Annotated in this window: 17 protein-coding genes; 13 read left to right on the forward strand and 4 right to left on the reverse strand. The window is 41.4% G+C overall.

The window, feature by feature from the left end; genetic code table 11:
• The first annotated feature begins 108 nt into the window (after window positions 1-108).
• The 4 genes from BK583_RS01585 (at window position 109) to BK583_RS01600 (ending at window position 4,734) form a co-directional block, all read left to right on the forward strand.
• Complete coding sequence (locus BK583_RS01585) at window positions 109-1,497, forward strand: methyl-accepting chemotaxis protein (RefSeq protein WP_139366147.1); 1,389 nt, start codon at window positions 109-111, stop codon at window positions 1,495-1,497.
• 60 nt (window positions 1,498-1,557) lie between these two features.
• Complete coding sequence (locus BK583_RS01590) at window positions 1,558-2,910, forward strand: YjiH family protein (protein ID WP_055735473.1); 1,353 nt, start codon at window positions 1,558-1,560, stop codon at window positions 2,908-2,910.
• A 98-nt stretch (window positions 2,911-3,008) separates the two neighbouring features.
• Window positions 3,009-3,710 (forward strand): uracil-DNA glycosylase, encoded by a 702-nt coding sequence (locus BK583_RS01595; RefSeq protein WP_055735472.1) that lies wholly within the window; start codon window positions 3,009-3,011, stop codon window positions 3,708-3,710.
• Window positions 3,700-4,734 carry an AbrB family transcriptional regulator gene (locus BK583_RS01600; RefSeq protein WP_055735471.1) on the forward strand — a complete coding sequence of 345 codons (1,035 nt, stop codon included), beginning with the start codon at window positions 3,700-3,702 and terminating at the stop codon, window positions 4,732-4,734. Before BK583_RS01595 ends, BK583_RS01600 begins: the two co-directional genes overlap by 11 nt.
• Before the next feature lie 40 nt (window positions 4,735-4,774).
• Here BK583_RS01600 and BK583_RS01605 read toward each other — a convergent pair whose 3' ends face one another.
• Window positions 4,775-5,413 (reverse strand): spore coat protein, encoded by a 639-nt coding sequence (locus BK583_RS01605; protein WP_038484227.1) that lies wholly within the window; start codon window positions 5,411-5,413, stop codon window positions 4,775-4,777.
• Between the two features lie 186 nt (window positions 5,414-5,599).
• Between BK583_RS01605 and BK583_RS01610 the strand changes: the two genes are divergently transcribed.
• The 4 genes from BK583_RS01610 (at window position 5,600) to BK583_RS01625 (ending at window position 8,860) form a co-directional block, all read left to right on the forward strand.
• A complete protein-coding gene (locus BK583_RS01610) occupies window positions 5,600-6,880 on the forward strand; it encodes an ammonium transporter (RefSeq protein WP_038484224.1) in 1,281 nt (426 codons plus the stop codon).
• Between the two features lie 20 nt (window positions 6,881-6,900).
• A complete protein-coding gene (locus BK583_RS01615; RefSeq protein WP_055735470.1) occupies window positions 6,901-7,776 on the forward strand; it encodes a DUF294 nucleotidyltransferase-like domain-containing protein in 876 nt (291 codons plus the stop codon).
• Between the two features lie 12 nt (window positions 7,777-7,788).
• A complete protein-coding gene (locus tag BK583_RS01620) occupies window positions 7,789-8,502 on the forward strand; it encodes an exonuclease domain-containing protein (RefSeq protein ID WP_038484218.1) in 714 nt (237 codons plus the stop codon).
• A gap of 64 nt (window positions 8,503-8,566) precedes the next feature.
• Window positions 8,567-8,860 (forward strand): YwdI family protein, encoded by a 294-nt coding sequence (locus tag BK583_RS01625; protein WP_038484215.1) that lies wholly within the window; start codon window positions 8,567-8,569, stop codon window positions 8,858-8,860.
• Between the two features lie 64 nt (window positions 8,861-8,924).
• Here BK583_RS01625 and BK583_RS01630 read toward each other — a convergent pair whose 3' ends face one another.
• Window positions 8,925-9,530: a GNAT family N-acetyltransferase gene (locus BK583_RS01630; RefSeq protein WP_038484212.1), complete on the reverse strand. Its 606-nt coding sequence runs from the start codon at window positions 9,528-9,530 to the stop codon at window positions 8,925-8,927.
• Window positions 9,531-9,637: 107 nt separating this feature from the next.
• On the opposite strand from BK583_RS01630, the gene BK583_RS01635 reads away from it, so the two are divergent.
• Window positions 9,638-10,012: a DUF423 domain-containing protein gene (locus BK583_RS01635; RefSeq protein ID WP_038484209.1), complete on the forward strand. Its 375-nt coding sequence runs from the start codon at window positions 9,638-9,640 to the stop codon at window positions 10,010-10,012.
• 294 nt (window positions 10,013-10,306) lie between these two features.
• On the opposite strand, the gene gerQ is transcribed toward BK583_RS01635, so the two are convergent.
• Window positions 10,307-10,813, reverse strand: a complete 507-nt coding sequence (gene gerQ, locus BK583_RS01645) for a spore coat protein GerQ (protein ID WP_055735468.1) — start codon at window positions 10,811-10,813, stop codon at window positions 10,307-10,309.
• A 20-nt stretch (window positions 10,814-10,833) separates the two neighbouring features.
• Entirely contained in the window at window positions 10,834-11,265 is a 432-nt protein-coding gene (locus tag BK583_RS01650) for a cell wall hydrolase (RefSeq protein ID WP_038484203.1), read from the reverse strand.
• Between the two features lie 344 nt (window positions 11,266-11,609).
• Here BK583_RS01650 and BK583_RS01655 point away from each other — a divergent pair, with 344 nt between their 5' ends.
• The 4 genes from BK583_RS01655 (at window position 11,610) to yidC (ending at window position 14,942) form a co-directional block, all read left to right on the forward strand.
• The gene (locus BK583_RS01655) at window positions 11,610-12,512 is read left to right on the forward strand and encodes an ABC transporter ATP-binding protein (RefSeq protein ID WP_055735467.1); all 903 of its coding nucleotides are present in this window, start codon (window positions 11,610-11,612) and stop codon (window positions 12,510-12,512) included.
• Window positions 12,505-13,758: an ABC transporter permease gene (locus tag BK583_RS01660; protein WP_055735466.1), complete on the forward strand. Its 1,254-nt coding sequence runs from the start codon at window positions 12,505-12,507 to the stop codon at window positions 13,756-13,758. The genes BK583_RS01655 and BK583_RS01660 overlap by 8 nt, the downstream gene beginning before the upstream one ends.
• An 84-nt stretch (window positions 13,759-13,842) precedes the next feature.
• The gene (locus BK583_RS01665; RefSeq protein WP_055735465.1) at window positions 13,843-14,103 is read left to right on the forward strand and encodes a hypothetical protein; all 261 of its coding nucleotides are present in this window, start codon (window positions 13,843-13,845) and stop codon (window positions 14,101-14,103) included.
• 44 nt (window positions 14,104-14,147) lie between these two features.
• On the forward strand, window positions 14,148-14,942 hold the full coding sequence (gene yidC, locus BK583_RS01670) for a membrane protein insertase YidC (RefSeq protein WP_038484191.1): 795 nt from the start codon (window positions 14,148-14,150) through the stop codon (window positions 14,940-14,942).
• The last annotated feature ends 11 nt before the right edge of the window (window positions 14,943-14,953 follow it).

Consider the following 14,953-nt stretch of genomic DNA (forward strand, 5'->3'; position numbering starts at 1 on the left):
CTATTATAGTAGAAAAAAAACAACAGGGAAAGTATGTTACTCATATGGAAAGGATCAATCAATTTTCCGATATATAGGAGAAGAACAGTAGATTAAGGAGGAGACGTCTTGATACAGAAGAAATTAGTGAAAGGGTACAGTGTGATAGGAGGACTCATGATCTTGTTTGGTGTACTCGTTACATTTTTCATGAGAACAACGAACCAAACGTTAGAGCAACTTTCGGGGGAAGTAGGAAGTGAACACGTGGAGCAATTAACAACGTTGCAACAATCAATATCCATACAGCTGCTATTTATGTGGGGCGTTCTTGTCGCGTTCATCATCATCGGTGCATGGATAGCGAGACATCAAGCTCGTATGATTCTTGTTCCATTAAAGCGTCTAGTGAGAAGAGCAAATCAACTAGCAACAGGTGATTTCTCACACAAACCTCTTCCGATAGTTGGTGAGGATGAATTTGCTCATTTTACTCATGCGTTTAATCAGATGACGGAAGAATTAAAAAGAACAATGGAAAGAGCATCTACTGTAGCGCAAACCCTTATTTCTTCTACCACTTACCTGACAGACCAGTCTAACAAAACGTTACAATCTGCCGCTTCTATTGAAAAAGGAAATCAAAGAATGATGCATGCGGTACAAGACCAAGTACGAACGTCTCAAGAAAGTGTACGTTCTACAGATGATCTTTCAGAAAAGGTGGAACACATAACAATAGCGTTGGCAGCCGCTGAAAATGCGACAGAATCGGTGCGGAACCTTGTTGAGGATGGAAACAAAAAGGCAAATGATTCCACCTCATACATGGGAGCGATTGCAGAAAATAATAAACGCACATATGAAGTGGTTCATCATCTGTATGAGCGCTCAAAGCGCTTGTATGAAACGGTACAAACTGTCTCTGCAATAGCGAACCAAACAAACTTACTGGCACTAAACGCAGAAATTGAAGCAGCACATGCAGGGGAACAAGGGAGGGGATTTGCAGTAGTAGCAGAAGAAGTGAGAAAGTTAGCGGCTGAATCGCAAGTAGCGGCAAGCCAAATGGGAACCGTTATTGAAACGGTTCAAGGAGATGTTCAAACTGTGCTAGATGAAGTGAGCCGTGGGAACGAAGGTATACAGCATGGTCTGACAGCTAATACAGAAGTCGAAACGATATTAGGGGAGATTCATTTAGCGTGTACTGGCTTAAATCGTGATATTTATTCTGTTTCTTCTTCTACTCAATCAATTGCTTTTAGTACACTAGCGTTAGTAGAGCAAATCGATTCGTTAAAAAAAGCAAGTGAAGCGAGTGGAGAAGAATCAAAAAATGGCGTGGCGTTAGCGGATGAACAAGTAGGCATAATGGAAGAGGTCATTAAAAAAGTAAAGACGATTGAGGTGGCGGTGGAAGAGCTTTCGAGGGTGACAACATTACTAAAAAAGACATCGACAGAAGAGAGTGAAGAAAAAGAAAACGTTAATAATGAGATTTACCATAGCGCTTAAAGACAAGAAGCTGTATAATGATTCATTATTGCTTATTATTATCCGGTCGGAGGACTATTTATGAATAACGTAACAGTTAAAAATGCATTAATGTTTATCATTCCGTCTATACTTGGAATTTTTCTATTTATGACACCAATCCCTATTGATACAGAGGACGGTCGATCTGTACAGCTACCCGTCATGTTTGCTTCTGATTTCTTAATGGAGTTGCTATCGGTTGAGGTTATTACGATTATTGTAACCATACTTCTCATTGTGACAGCTATTGTTTCTATCATTGCCACTCGTGTGAAAAACCAAAGCCAAACGGAGTCATTTTGGATAAGTATCTTTGCGACATCACCTGTTTGGATAGTCGTCCGAATTGTAGGGGCAATTCTAGCCATTCTTGTGTTTATGAACGTTGGGCCCGAATTCTTAATTTCGGAAGATACAGGGCAGTTATTGTTAACAGACTTACTTCCTTTCCTTTTTTCAATCTTTTTGTTTGCAGGGTTGCTTTTACCATTGCTACTGAACTTTGGGTTAATGGAATTCTTTGGCTCATTATTAAAAAACGTCATGAGACCGCTGTTCCGTCTACCAGGTCGCGCTTCGATTGATTCAATGGCTTCTTGGGTCGGGGATGGTACTGTAGGTATTATGATGTCAAGTAATCAGTATGAATCAGGTAAGTATACAGCGAGAGAAGCTGCTATCGTTGCTACTGCCTTTTCTGTTGTTTCCATTACGTTTAGTATTTCGATATTAGGTCGATTAGGGATTTCTCATTTGTTCTGGCAATTCTTTTTAACATTATTTATTGCAGGATTTGTAGCGGCAGTGATTACGCCAAGGATTCCACCGTTATCGCGTAAAGCCAATACGTATATTGATGGTAGCGAAGGTCAAGAAGAGCCAAAAGAAAAAAACGTCGTAAAAAATGGCTTTGCTCAGGCATCCTTACGTGCTGAAGAAAGTTTTAAGCAAGGGAACAATATTCAAACAGGTGTAAAAACAGTATTTGACTTATGGTTTGGCGTTTTGCCTGTTGTTATGGCAATTGGTACAATTGCAGCAGGTGTGGCTAATTTCACACCAGTCTTTGAATGGTTAGCGATACCGTTCGTACCGATCTTGGAATGGATGAACGTGCCAGAAGCGGCTGCGGCTAGCCAAACCCTTTTAATTGGGTTTGCTGATATGTTATTGCCTGCTATCTTGGCAGAGTCCTTTGGCATTACAAGTGAATTAACGTTGTTTGTTATTGCGACGTTGTCTGTATCCCAGCTCATTTATATGTCAGAAACAGGTGGCGTTCTTGTTGCCTCTAAAATACCGATTACTTTTCTAGATGCTGTTTTGATCTTCTTGGTTCGAACCATTATTACGTTACCAATTATTGTGTTAATGGGGCATTTGCTTTTATAAGACAGGGAACTGGCGGATCGCGTCAGTTCTCTTCTGTTTGTCAACGTATGCGGAGAGGCGTATGATTGAAGGAAATCGGATAGCAAAGGAGTAAACAGATGACGATTTTACAGAACGATTGGCACGACTATGTCGGTCAAGAGTTTTCTAAAGAGTATTATATCCAGCTACGGGAATTTTTGAAGCACGAATATGCAAATGAAGTGGTGTATCCACCTATGCATGATTTATTTAATGCGCTTCATCTTACTCCTTATAAAGACGTAAAGGTGGTTATTCTTGGTCAAGATCCTTACCATGGACCAAATCAAGCTCATGGATTAAGCTTTTCCGTTAAGCCTGATGTAAAAACACCGCCTTCTTTAAAAAATATGTATAAAGAGTTAGAAGAGGATATCGGTTGTCAACCACCTACGCACGGTTATTTAGAGTCCTGGGCGAAGCAAGGTGTATTGTTATTAAATACTGTGCTATCCGTTCGTCAAAAGCAACCAGGTTCTCACCAAGGGAAAGGATGGGAAGCTTTCACAAATAACGTCATTGCGACGCTAAACGAACGAGAGAAACCAGTAGCTTTTGTATTGTGGGGAAAGCATGCACAAGCAAAATTAGCGTTAGTTGATGAGAACAAGCATTTTATTGTCCAATCGCCACACCCGAGTCCGTTTTCGGCCCATAGAGGTTTTTTTGGAAGTCGCCCATTTTCAAAAATCAATAAGTGGCTTACGTCGATGGACGAGACACCTATTGATTGGCAACTGCCGTTAACGATTGAAGGGAAAGGATCAAATGGGGAGTAAGCTGCTTTTTTTTACCACTTCGTTTCTAATCGGTTGGTTTTTCCAATGGGTAGGGCTACCAGCTGGGTGGTTGCTGGGTGCCTTGTTAACAGGAATGGTTTGGTCTTTTTTCATAGATAAGCTCATCTTTCGAAGCGAATTGTTTACGTTATCCCTTGCTCTAGTTGGTGTGGTAATTGGGTTTATGGTTGTTCCAGAAGAGGTTTGGGCATATCGAACACTATTACCGGCTTTCCTGTTATCATTAGTACTCACTCTTATTGGTGGCATTGCTCTTGGGAAGCTGTTTGGTAAATGGACGAAGCTTGAAGGGAATACAGCTTTCTTTTGTTGTTTACCAGGAGGCGCATCAGAAGTGATTGCGCTTAGTGAACGGTACCAGGCTGACCAGCGAATTGTTGCTGCATTTCATACAGCACGCATTACCTTATTTGTGTTTTCAGTGCCCCTTATCGTTGGTGTTGGTTCAAGGGCCAATGCTGTACCTATAATAGAAGAGCCACAAGGGCTGTGGGCGGATGGAGGGTTGATTGGGCTAGCCTTCGGTTTAGCTATTCTGGTGTTCTTTCTTAGTCGTTTTCTTTCTTTTCCAGGTGCGCCAATGTTTGTTGCGATTCTGTTTGGCTTTACTGCTCATCAACTTGCTGTTCCAGACTATGCTATGCCAAACGTTGTAATGGGGATGGCACAAGTGTTAATTGGTTCGTTGATCGGAATGAGGTTTGACCGGAAAACAGTGAAAGAATTAAAGCGAATTGGTGGAGCTAGTGCGTTGACACTTTTGTTGTATGTCTTAATGAGTATTGGATTGGCTTTAATTTTTTTCGTTTTAAGCCCGCTCCCATTTTATACAACGTTGCTTGCTATTGTTCCGGCAGGAGCTGCTGAAATGGCATCTACCGCTGCGACATTACAGCTAGATGCAACCGTAGTGGCGACGTTGCAAATGTTACGAGTGCTTGGCCTGTTTCTAGCCTTACCTTTTTTATTAAAGTGGTTTGCGAAGAAACCAATAAAATCATAGCAAAACAGCTGCTTTTCGTATACGAAAAGCAGCTGTTTTTTTACTGGATAGGTGTTTTTGGCTGTGGCATTGTTGCCTTTTGACCAATAACTGGCTGATACGCACTTGTCATAGCTTGGGCATCGCGGTCATTTAGCTGTGGAACTTGATAGTACTGATGCTTATTTTGGTACAGAAAAATTTCATAGGCTAATTCTATAAAGTTCGGTACCGTGTCTGCTACAATTCGACGGACGATCGGGTTGGTGATCTCAGAAGCAGCCATTCCCATGAGTGATGCTTGTCCTTTAATTAAACCGAGCATATGGGCAGATAAACCCGCTTCTTTCACTTCTGAAATGTTGCGGTTTGGCTTTTTCGGTTGGCTTGGTGTAAGACCAAACTGAACATCATGTGAAAGGGTCATCTTGTATACACCTGTTGACTGGCTTGGTGGTTGCCCTGTGGAGAACGCTTGAGCAAGAACATTATACTGGCTTTCAATAAATGTATATTGACGATCCAGTAAAGAAATGAGCTCTTGGTCCGACATAAATGTGCGAAAGATCATATATTGATCAAGTACATTGATCATTCCAGCTATAATTTCATGACTGTCGAATAAATCATGTCCTCCGTGGTTTAACGTAGGAGCTACCTGTGAAGAGTTAACGTGTCCTGATGGTTGTTGATTCATCATTTAAATGCCCCCTATTCGAAAATGTGTTGATCAAGCCGAGTATAGTGTATGTATCCAAAACGAATCCTATGTTGGTCAAAAAAAGGAAGAAAGACTGTCAGATAAACTGACGGACTTATGGAACAATTTCGACATCCGCTTATAATGACCATATAGATAAACCATTTTATACGAGGGGGATTGTAGATGAGTGGAGATGAAGCATTGGTATTAGTAGATAATTTATGGCTAACGGTTGCCGCCGTCCTAGTTCTATTAATGCAAGGGGGATTTATTCTTCTTGAGGCAGGCTCTACCCGAATGAAGAATGCGGGTCATATTGCTGGAAAGACCATTTTTACAGTAGGGGTCGCCTCGTTAGTATTCTGGGCAGTGGGTTACGGATTTATTTATGGAGAAGGAAATGCAATTATAGGTCTTTCTAATTTCTTTTATGGTAGTGCGACGGATGGAATTGGTTCTGTCGATTTCTTTTTTCAATTAACGTTTGCAGCAATTGCTTTAACGATTGCCTTTGGTGGATTCGCTGAAAGAGGGAAGCTTGCGGCTTACGCAATTTTTGCGGTTCTATTTTCAGCATTTGTCTATCCGTTAGTGGCACACTGGATTTGGTCTGATCAGGGATGGCTTGCTGATTTAGGGAAGCAAGACTTTGCAGGCTCAACAGTTGTTCACTTAACAGGTGCAATGGCAGCTCTTGCTGCGACAATCCTATTAAAGCCTCGCCTCGGTAAATATGGTAAAAACGGAAAAGTAAACGATTTATCTGGACATAACCAGGTGTATACGGCTTTAGGTGTATTGATCCTTTGGGTTGGTTGGTTTGGTTTTAATGCAGGCTCAACAGGTGGGCTTGATGGAGCATTTTTTGGCTTTGTTGCCTTAAATACACAGCTAGCAGCAGGTGCAGGAACGATTGCAGCATTATTCTTAGTTTGGGCAATGAGTGGCAAAGCCGATGTCCCAACAACGTTAAACGGAGCATTAGCCGGTCTTGTTGCTATTACTGCATCGTGTGCTTTCGTTGATCCTTGGGCTGCGGTTGTGATCGGTATGATCGGTGGACTAATAGTAGTAGTTAGTATGAGAATGTTTGACAAGTTAAAAATCGATGATCCTATTTTTGCGCTTAGTGTACACGGAGTGGCTGGTGTCTGGGGCACGCTTTCGACAGGTTTTTTTGCTACACCTGAGCTTGCAGCATTAAACGGTGGTCGAGCTGGCTTATTCTATGGTGGAGGAATTGATCAATTAGGCGTGCAAGCCTTAAGCGTTGTAGTATGTGCTGCGTTTGCATTTGGTGCTTCTTACGTCTTACTTCTCCTTACAAAGAGTCTTGTTGGCGGTACACTGCGTGTAACAGAAGAAGAAGAAATTCTTGGTCTAGATATGAGTGAACACGGTTCATACGGCTATCCTGAGAATGTTCAGCAAGAACAAGAACGTTCTTCGAATATAGGCTCATAATGGTGGAGATATCAGAATTAATGAAGCAGCGTTTAAATCAGCAAGAACAGCAACGTAAGGATGCTTTACAAGTTGCTTTAGATAAGACGACGAAGGAGCTGGGAAAAATCCCTGCTCCCTTTGCGTTTTTCTTTATGGGCAGTGCCGGAAGAGAGGAACAGCTCTATCAAACCGATCAAGATCATGGCATCATTTACGATGGAGAAGAAGCGTGTCAACGATACTTTCTTACTTTAGGGGAAGAGATCGTTAAAGCACTTGAAGATAAGGGATATGAAAGGTGTGAAGGAGGGGTTATGGCCTCAACTAAACGCTGGTGTCGATCCTATAAGGAATGGAATGAACAACTTGACTTTTGGATAAAAGAAAATCAATTTGAGCATGTCCGCTATTTATTAACGTTTTTTGATTCTAGAACGGTGTTAGGTGACAGTCAGTGGCTCACCCACCTAAAGCAACGTCTTTTTTTAGAGATAAAGGAAGGGCGCATACCGATGAGTCGCTTTACGGAAAATACAGGTAGAATTCCTAAAGGATTGAATGGATTTGGACAATTGTTGGAAGAACAGTATGGTGAATACCAAGGAACAATCAATTTAAAAGAACAGGTGCTCTTTCCTTATGTGAACGGGATGCGATTACTTGCCTTGCAGGAAGGAATTGATGCGGCTTCAACATTGGAACGTATGCAGCAAAGTGCGTTTATCAATAGTGAGCAACACGTAATGGCATCTTTTTTAGAGATCCAAACTAAACGTGTGCTATGGGGAGAGAATCATGGAACATTTACACATGTTTTTCCGGAAACCCTTACAAAAGAAGAGCGGAAATTCCTTAAAAAATGTATTCGAGAAGGACGATCATTTTATCGGAGCATTCAACAAAATCATGAATAGGCGTGTGGTAGTATGAACTTAATAACGATCATGCGGCAAATCTCGGCTAGATTCACTCCAGGTGTTTCGTCTTCAAGTGCAGATCAAGCAAGTCAAATGGCGCGTTTTCGTCAGTATCAAAAGGAAGCGCAAAAGGATGTGCTGGATGAACCACTGCGTGAATTACCAATGGTGGTTTTTGACTTAGAGACAAGTGGGTTTCAGCCAGATTATGGTGACTCGATTCTTTCAATCGGAGCGGTGAAAATTAAAGGTTCTTCCATTTTACATGAACATTTCTATAAAACCATTAAGCCAAAACAGACGCCTTCTGCAGAAATTTTACAACTAACCGGTTTGACTACTGCAGAGTTAGAACAATCAGAAGCGTTAAAGGACGTTTTACTGGCTTTCTACCAGTTTGTTGGTTCCTCTACTCTTATTGCTCATCATGCTGCCCATGAACGACGGTTTATGCGCCACGCAACGTGGCATGAACTCGGTCGAACGTTCACCCATCGTTTAATTGATACATCTTTTCTGACGCAACTTACAGCAGCGCATCAGTCGTTTGAACAGTTAGAAGAGTGGTGTCATGCATACGATATTGCGGTAGGGAATCGACATCATGCTCTTGCAGATGCCCACATGGCTGCACAATTATGGGTGAAGCATCTAGTGGTTGCCGATCATGCAGGTTATGCAACACTATCTGACTTATACAAAGCCCTTGCGGCTAAAAAGTAACCACACTCTCGCATTGAACGGCTGAAGCGTGCTATCATAGAGCTGTGTTCGAAAGGAGGACACTATGCTCATTAAAGTTGAACATCTTATTGAACAAATGGAAAGACAAATAGAAAAGATGAAAGGAGCGGCAAGCAGGGACAGCTGGATAGATGTAAAAGAAGCGGCATCCGTTATTGAAAGTTACTGTCATGTGATAAAAGGCAGTCAGCAAGTAGATGAACCACTTCAAACATCAACACTGCAAAAGCCAGTTGTGCAATCTCCTGTTCAACCGCCTCCACAAAAACCAGTACTCAAACAGTCAACGACAGAAGCAGATGAGCGAGAAGAAAAACGAAATTTGCTTGATTTTTAGACAAAATGGACAAAAGGCGATTATCCTTAAATGGATGGTCGCCTTTTTTTCAAACACAGGATATTCAAGGCCGCCATTCAACAAGTACACCATAATTGTTTGATTCTACGTCTGGTAAATAGTCTTTTTCAATGCGAACAACGGTTAATCCTTGTTTTAACATAAAGGAAAGAACAGGGTCCGTTCTCTTACCTGCTTGTACACTCTCGACGTATTCTTCTATGGATAATGTTTGTGCATAGTGATGATAACCAGGTAATCGACTCCCCGCGGCATAGCGGTGCAACTGTAACGTTCGTACGGTTTCTTTTCTTGCATCATAAAGGGCTTTTGCAATTCCAAGATTTCTGTACGTCGGATGTACACATAAATCAATTCCATACAACGTCTTACCATTAGGGTCATGGGTTTGCCGAATGGTTCCATTATCACTTATGTCACTCCAAGAATGAGAATGGTCGGCAGCATTTGTTAACAGAGATGTAGCTGAACCGACGATGGTGTTATTGTATTCAGCAAGAAGGGCGCCTTCTGGAAAGGTGTCTACATGAGCTGAGATGTCATCTTTACTCCAAAGTTGTTCCCCTGGATAAGGCGGTGGAAATGCTTCTTTTTGGACTTGTAATAAACCATCAAAATCAGCTAAAGTATAAGGACGAACGCGTATCATACCATTCCCTCCGAATTTCGTTTACCTTATCATAGCACGGGCTTGAATGGAACGCGATGGATGGGAATTTAACAGGAATGAGTGTTAAATGGAAGGAGTGCTCAAATATGGGAAAACTTTTTATTTTCATTGGTGCGATTGTCATGGCGCTAGCTGTAGCTATTGGTGCATTTGGCGCACACGGTTTGGAAGGGCGTATTAGCGAGCGGATGTTAAAAAATTACCAGACAGGTGTACAGTATCATATGATTCACGGTATCGGTTTATTGTTTGTAGGGGTACTGTCGGTAAAAATGCTCGGCAATCAAATGATTCATGGAGCAGGTTGGGCGTTTTTAATAGGTATTGTTCTTTTCTCGGGTAGCCTATACGTTATGGCGCTAACAGGCATAACGAAGCTTGGTGCCATTACACCTATTGGCGGACTTGCTTTTATTGTTGGCTGGATATTGCTAGGAATTGCGGCTATGCGCCATTTTTAAATAAGCAAAAAGAGGCTGGGACAAAAGTAGATAGACAGACCAAAATGACGAACATTCCTGAAAATAGGAACGTTCGTCGTTTGTTTTATATGAAAATGAGCGGAAGGAGAATCCGAAGACTCCTGGGTGATCAGCACGTGTCTGAAGACTCTGAAGTGGCGCGGTTTTCCACGGAGGAGGCTGAGGCCGTGTCCCCGGAAAGCGAAGGATTCTCCTGTAGCGGTGCTACTCAACATAGTTTAGACTATTCGTCTTTTCAACTACTACTTTTCGTTATGTCCCAGCCTCTTTGAGTTAGCGAGGTGAATACTGGGATAAACTCGGTTCATACCCATATTGGTATGTATAATCAATTGGTTCATCAAACGTAATAAAATCTAAATTCACCATTAAAAGTAAATAATACTCTCCGGTTTCTGGATTGCCAATAATAATGTGGTCGCGTCCGGCTTCTTCAATGCGACCGCGAAACACTCGCGCATTCCATTCACTGTTGCCTTCAAATGTCTGATGAACCGTTACAAGTTTGCCGCGATTTAAACGCAAAATATTTTCAATAAATGACTGTTCTATTGGCAACATGCTTGCATCTACACCTGACATCTGCTGTTGAACAAAGCCTGGCGTCTGGTAGTTTTGTGAAGAAAAGTAAGGCTGAGGCGATTGTTGTTGCATAGATTGTTGGCCATACATCGGTTGGCCTTGCATAGACTGCCCTTGCATAGGCTGCCCTTGGTGGTGTTCCTGCCCGCTCCCTTGGCCTTGTTGCCCACCTTGATTTTGCCACTGATTTTGGTACATGTGATCACTCCTTTTTAATCTTAAAACGTATTAAAGACTTCTTCGCATTCAGCTGGTGTTGGTTGATAAAAGCAGTGTGCTTTGTAACGGCCTGTGTTCCACTGCCCCCACCATTCTGCTGGACAAGGACCATCAGGACGAAAGAACCACAATGCAAATTCGGCTGGATAGAAGCGTTCCCCATTAATAACCCTTCTCGCCAAACGTCTATCTCGTTCACGAGCTCGTTGGTAAAAATAGCTTTTCTGAACAGCTTCAAAACCACCTGGAGACTGATAGGCCATATCGGGAATGCTATTAACCCCTCCAAAGTCTAAACATCTCACTCTTGTACGGTTCACCATCACGTTCCCCGCCATGAGCATGCCCTCTTCTCCTTCTCCTTCTGCTTCTGCTCGCATTAATCGTGCTAATACATCAACATCACTGGAATTTGCTTTTATAACGGCCATTTTTTACACCTCCGCAAAGATAGACTGACGTTGTTCGTTAGTGGAAGTCGAGTCAAACCACATATAGGTTCGTTCCATCATATGTATAGTGGGTAACAAATATGTCTACTCGTTAAGAGATTAAAAATGATTTAAGATAGAAAAAAAGAAGAATAGTCTGTAAAATAGAAAGGGCTAATCCATTTTTAGTCAAAAAGACATCTTCGATTTTGCAGTGTTAATCAGGAGGGATTTTAAGAGAGTGAAACCATTATAGAAGATGAACCGTAAAAAAAGAAAGGCTAATAAATGGTAGCCGTTTAGTTGGTATATAGCTGAAGCTGAAATAGAAAGGGTTGACTTTAATGACGTTAATCATTGATAACGTAGAAAAACAGTTTGGGAATCATACAGCAGTGGATGGTATTTCAGTAAGTGTAGAAAAAGGGCAAATGTTTGGCATGCTCGGAGCAAACGGCGCAGGTAAAACAACGACGTTCCGAATGATTATTGGCTTATTAGAACCTTCAAACGGAACGGTGACGTGGAACGGACAAAAGCTATCGTACAAGTACACAAATCTGATTGGCTATTTGCCAGAGGAACGAGGACTTTATCCTAAGTTAACAGTTAGAGACCAACTGATTTATTTAGGAAAGTTAAAAGGAATGAAAAAGAATGTCATTATTGATGAAATGCGTTTATGGCTAGAACGCTTTAAAGTGACGGAATATGAAACGAAAAAAGTAGAAGAGCTTTCTAAAGGGAATCAGCAAAAGATTCAGTTTATCGCAGCTGTCTTACATAAACCGGAATTGCTCATATTAGATGAACCTTTCAGTGGTCTTGATCCAGTTAATTCAGATATGTTGAAAGCAGCAGTGCGCCATATTCAAGATCAAGGAACAACGATTGTGTTCTCTAGTCACCAGATGAATAATGTAGAAGAAATGTGTGAAGACATTATTATGTTGAAACGTGGTAAAGCGGTTCTACAAGGAAATTTAACGGAAATTAAACGCGGTTACGGTATTAAAACCGTTTCTATCTCCGCTGATTATGACTTGAGTTTTCTAAAAGAACAGAATCAGGTTACCCAGTACACAGAAACAAAGAATGGTGTGAAAATTCAAGTGGAGAATGAAGACGCTGCGAAAGAGATTTTTTCCATTCTTGCTGACAAAGGGTTTGTTCGTAAGTTTGAAGTGGAAGAGCCGAGCTTACACGATATCTTTATCGACAAAGTAGGGGGAGATGCAAATGAATAATTTCGGTACAATTGTCGCACATACATTAAGCGCTAAAATCCGCACGAAATCGTTTTTAATTTCATCGGCATTTATGATGCTTCTTATTATTGGCTTAACAAATATTACAACTATTATAGATTTATTTTCAGATGGAGATAGCGATAACGCTACGAAGATTGCCGTTGTGGATGATAGTGAAGATGCAGGCATTATCGCACAAAGCTTAACCGGACCGAGCGAATTCGAGGAAGAGACAACGTTTGTGCTAATGGATAATCAATCTCTAGAAGACGCTTTGAACGAAGCTGAGGACGGTACATATGATGGGGTTGTGCAACTAAAAGGTACAACCGATTCGTTAGATGTTTCTTTATATAATGATTCTACAACTGTGGCTATGGATGTGGAACAGCAGATTCAGCGTTTAAAAGAAGGTGTATTGACGAGTGAGCTAGATATTAACGAAGAACAGCTTGCTGCGGTCTATCAGCCAATTGCGTTTGAACAGTTATCATTAGAAGAAGGCGAGGCAGTAGAAAGTGAAGAAGAAAGCGCGGCCTCCTTTTTTACAGTCTTTGGCATTACGTATGTGATTTTCTTTATCGTCATTCTTTTTAGCACAATGATTGCAACGGAGGTTGCTACGGAGAAGTCATCACGAGTGATGGAGCTACTCGTTTCAAGTGTCAATCCAGTTGTCCAGATGTTTGGTAAATTAACAGGAATTGCCCTAGCCGGTGTTGTTAACTTATTTACGTTGCTTATTGCGTTTGTGATTGGTATGACCATCGCTGGTGAAAACATTTCAGAGTTTCTATCTTCTGATGTTATTGATCTAACACTTATAGGTTATGGTATTGTATCGATTGTGCTTGGCTACTTTATTTTCGGTGGAATTGCCGCTATGCTCGGCGCTCTTGTCAGCCGAACGGAAGAGGTCAATCAGTCTGTACAGCCATTGATTTTTCTTGCATTGATTGGGTTCTTTATTGTGTCATTCAGTCAAGGTTCACCAGATTCCCCATTCGTTACAGTGGCCTCTTATATCCCATTTTTCACACCTCAGCTTTTAATTTTACGTGTGGGTGTAGGGTCGATCGCTCCATTTGAAATTGCGTTGTTAATTGGCATCATGGTCATTAGCGCAGTTATCATCAATGTCATTGCAGCTCGTGTTTACAAAGGCGGCGTACTGATGTACGGGAAGTTATCCTTTAAGAAGAATATTAAACAAGCCCTGGCTGTGTCGAAAAAAGAAAAATAAATACAGAAAAACGGATTTGTTCTTGCTCAGTGAGTATGGTAAGATGGGAATATTGTGAAAAGGTATCGGAGGAGGTGATGGAGGATGATTGATTTATTTCTAGAGCTATCGTTTATATGGATTCATGTTGGTATATTGCTTCCTGTTCTTGCTTGTTTAGCATATGAGAACATTAAGCTCCACAGAATGCATGTGAAGATGAAGCGTCCTGTTCGCAAAACGTTAAATACAGGAAGAATGATTGATCTTCCTTCGTCGCCAGTTACTGCTCGCGTACGCCCGAAGATTCCGTACTTTCGAGATAAGAGCTGTCAAGATGACGATGAACTGTACTTTGTTGTCTAAAGAAACAGCGATGTGAGACAACAAAGGAGGAAATAGAGATACGTATGAAAAGAAAAATATTTTTAACAACAAGCTTATTGTTTATGGCAGTTGTACTTGCTGCCTGTGGAATAGACGAGCCTATAACGGCTGACTCTGAAGGCTTCTGGAATTCATTTTTTGTCTATCCAATGTCATTTTTAATCCAATTCTTCTCTGACTTGACTGGAGGTCATTTTGGCTGGGGGATTGTCATTGTAACCATCTTGATACGTTTGCTGATTCTGCCACTTGCGTTGAAATCACAAAAAAGTTCGCGAGCGATGCAGGCGTTAAGACCTGAAATGCAGGAGATTCAAGAGCGCATGAAAAAAGCGCAAGGGAATCCTGAGAAACAACGAGAAGTGCAATCAGAAATGATTGGAATGTACCAAAAACATGGCGTTAATCCAGCCGCTGGTTGTTTACCTGCACTTGTGCAAATTCCAATTGTTATGGCGCTTTATTTTGCGATAATGCGAACGGAAGCAATTGGGCAAGGACCTGAAAGTGATTTCCTTTGGTTTAATCTTGGACAAATGGATCCGGTTCTTCCGTTTATTGCTGGTATAACAACGTTTGTTCAATTCAAAATGTCGATGAGCCAAATGCCTGCTAATCCGTTAGGTGAAGGAATGCCAAATCCAATGAACATCATGCTGTGGATTATGCCAGTAATGATTATCATTGCCGGATTGACCTTGCCATCAGCATTAGCGCTTTACTGGGTAATCGGTAACATCTTCATGATTGTTCAAACTTACTTTATCATTGTACGCCCGAACTTGAATAAAGAAGATGTTGAGAAAGATCGTGCATAAAAGAAAAGTTC

This window comes from Shouchella oshimensis (genome assembly GCF_002019765.1).
GTDB lineage: Bacteria > Bacillota > Bacilli > Bacillales > Bacillaceae_D > Shouchella > Shouchella oshimensis.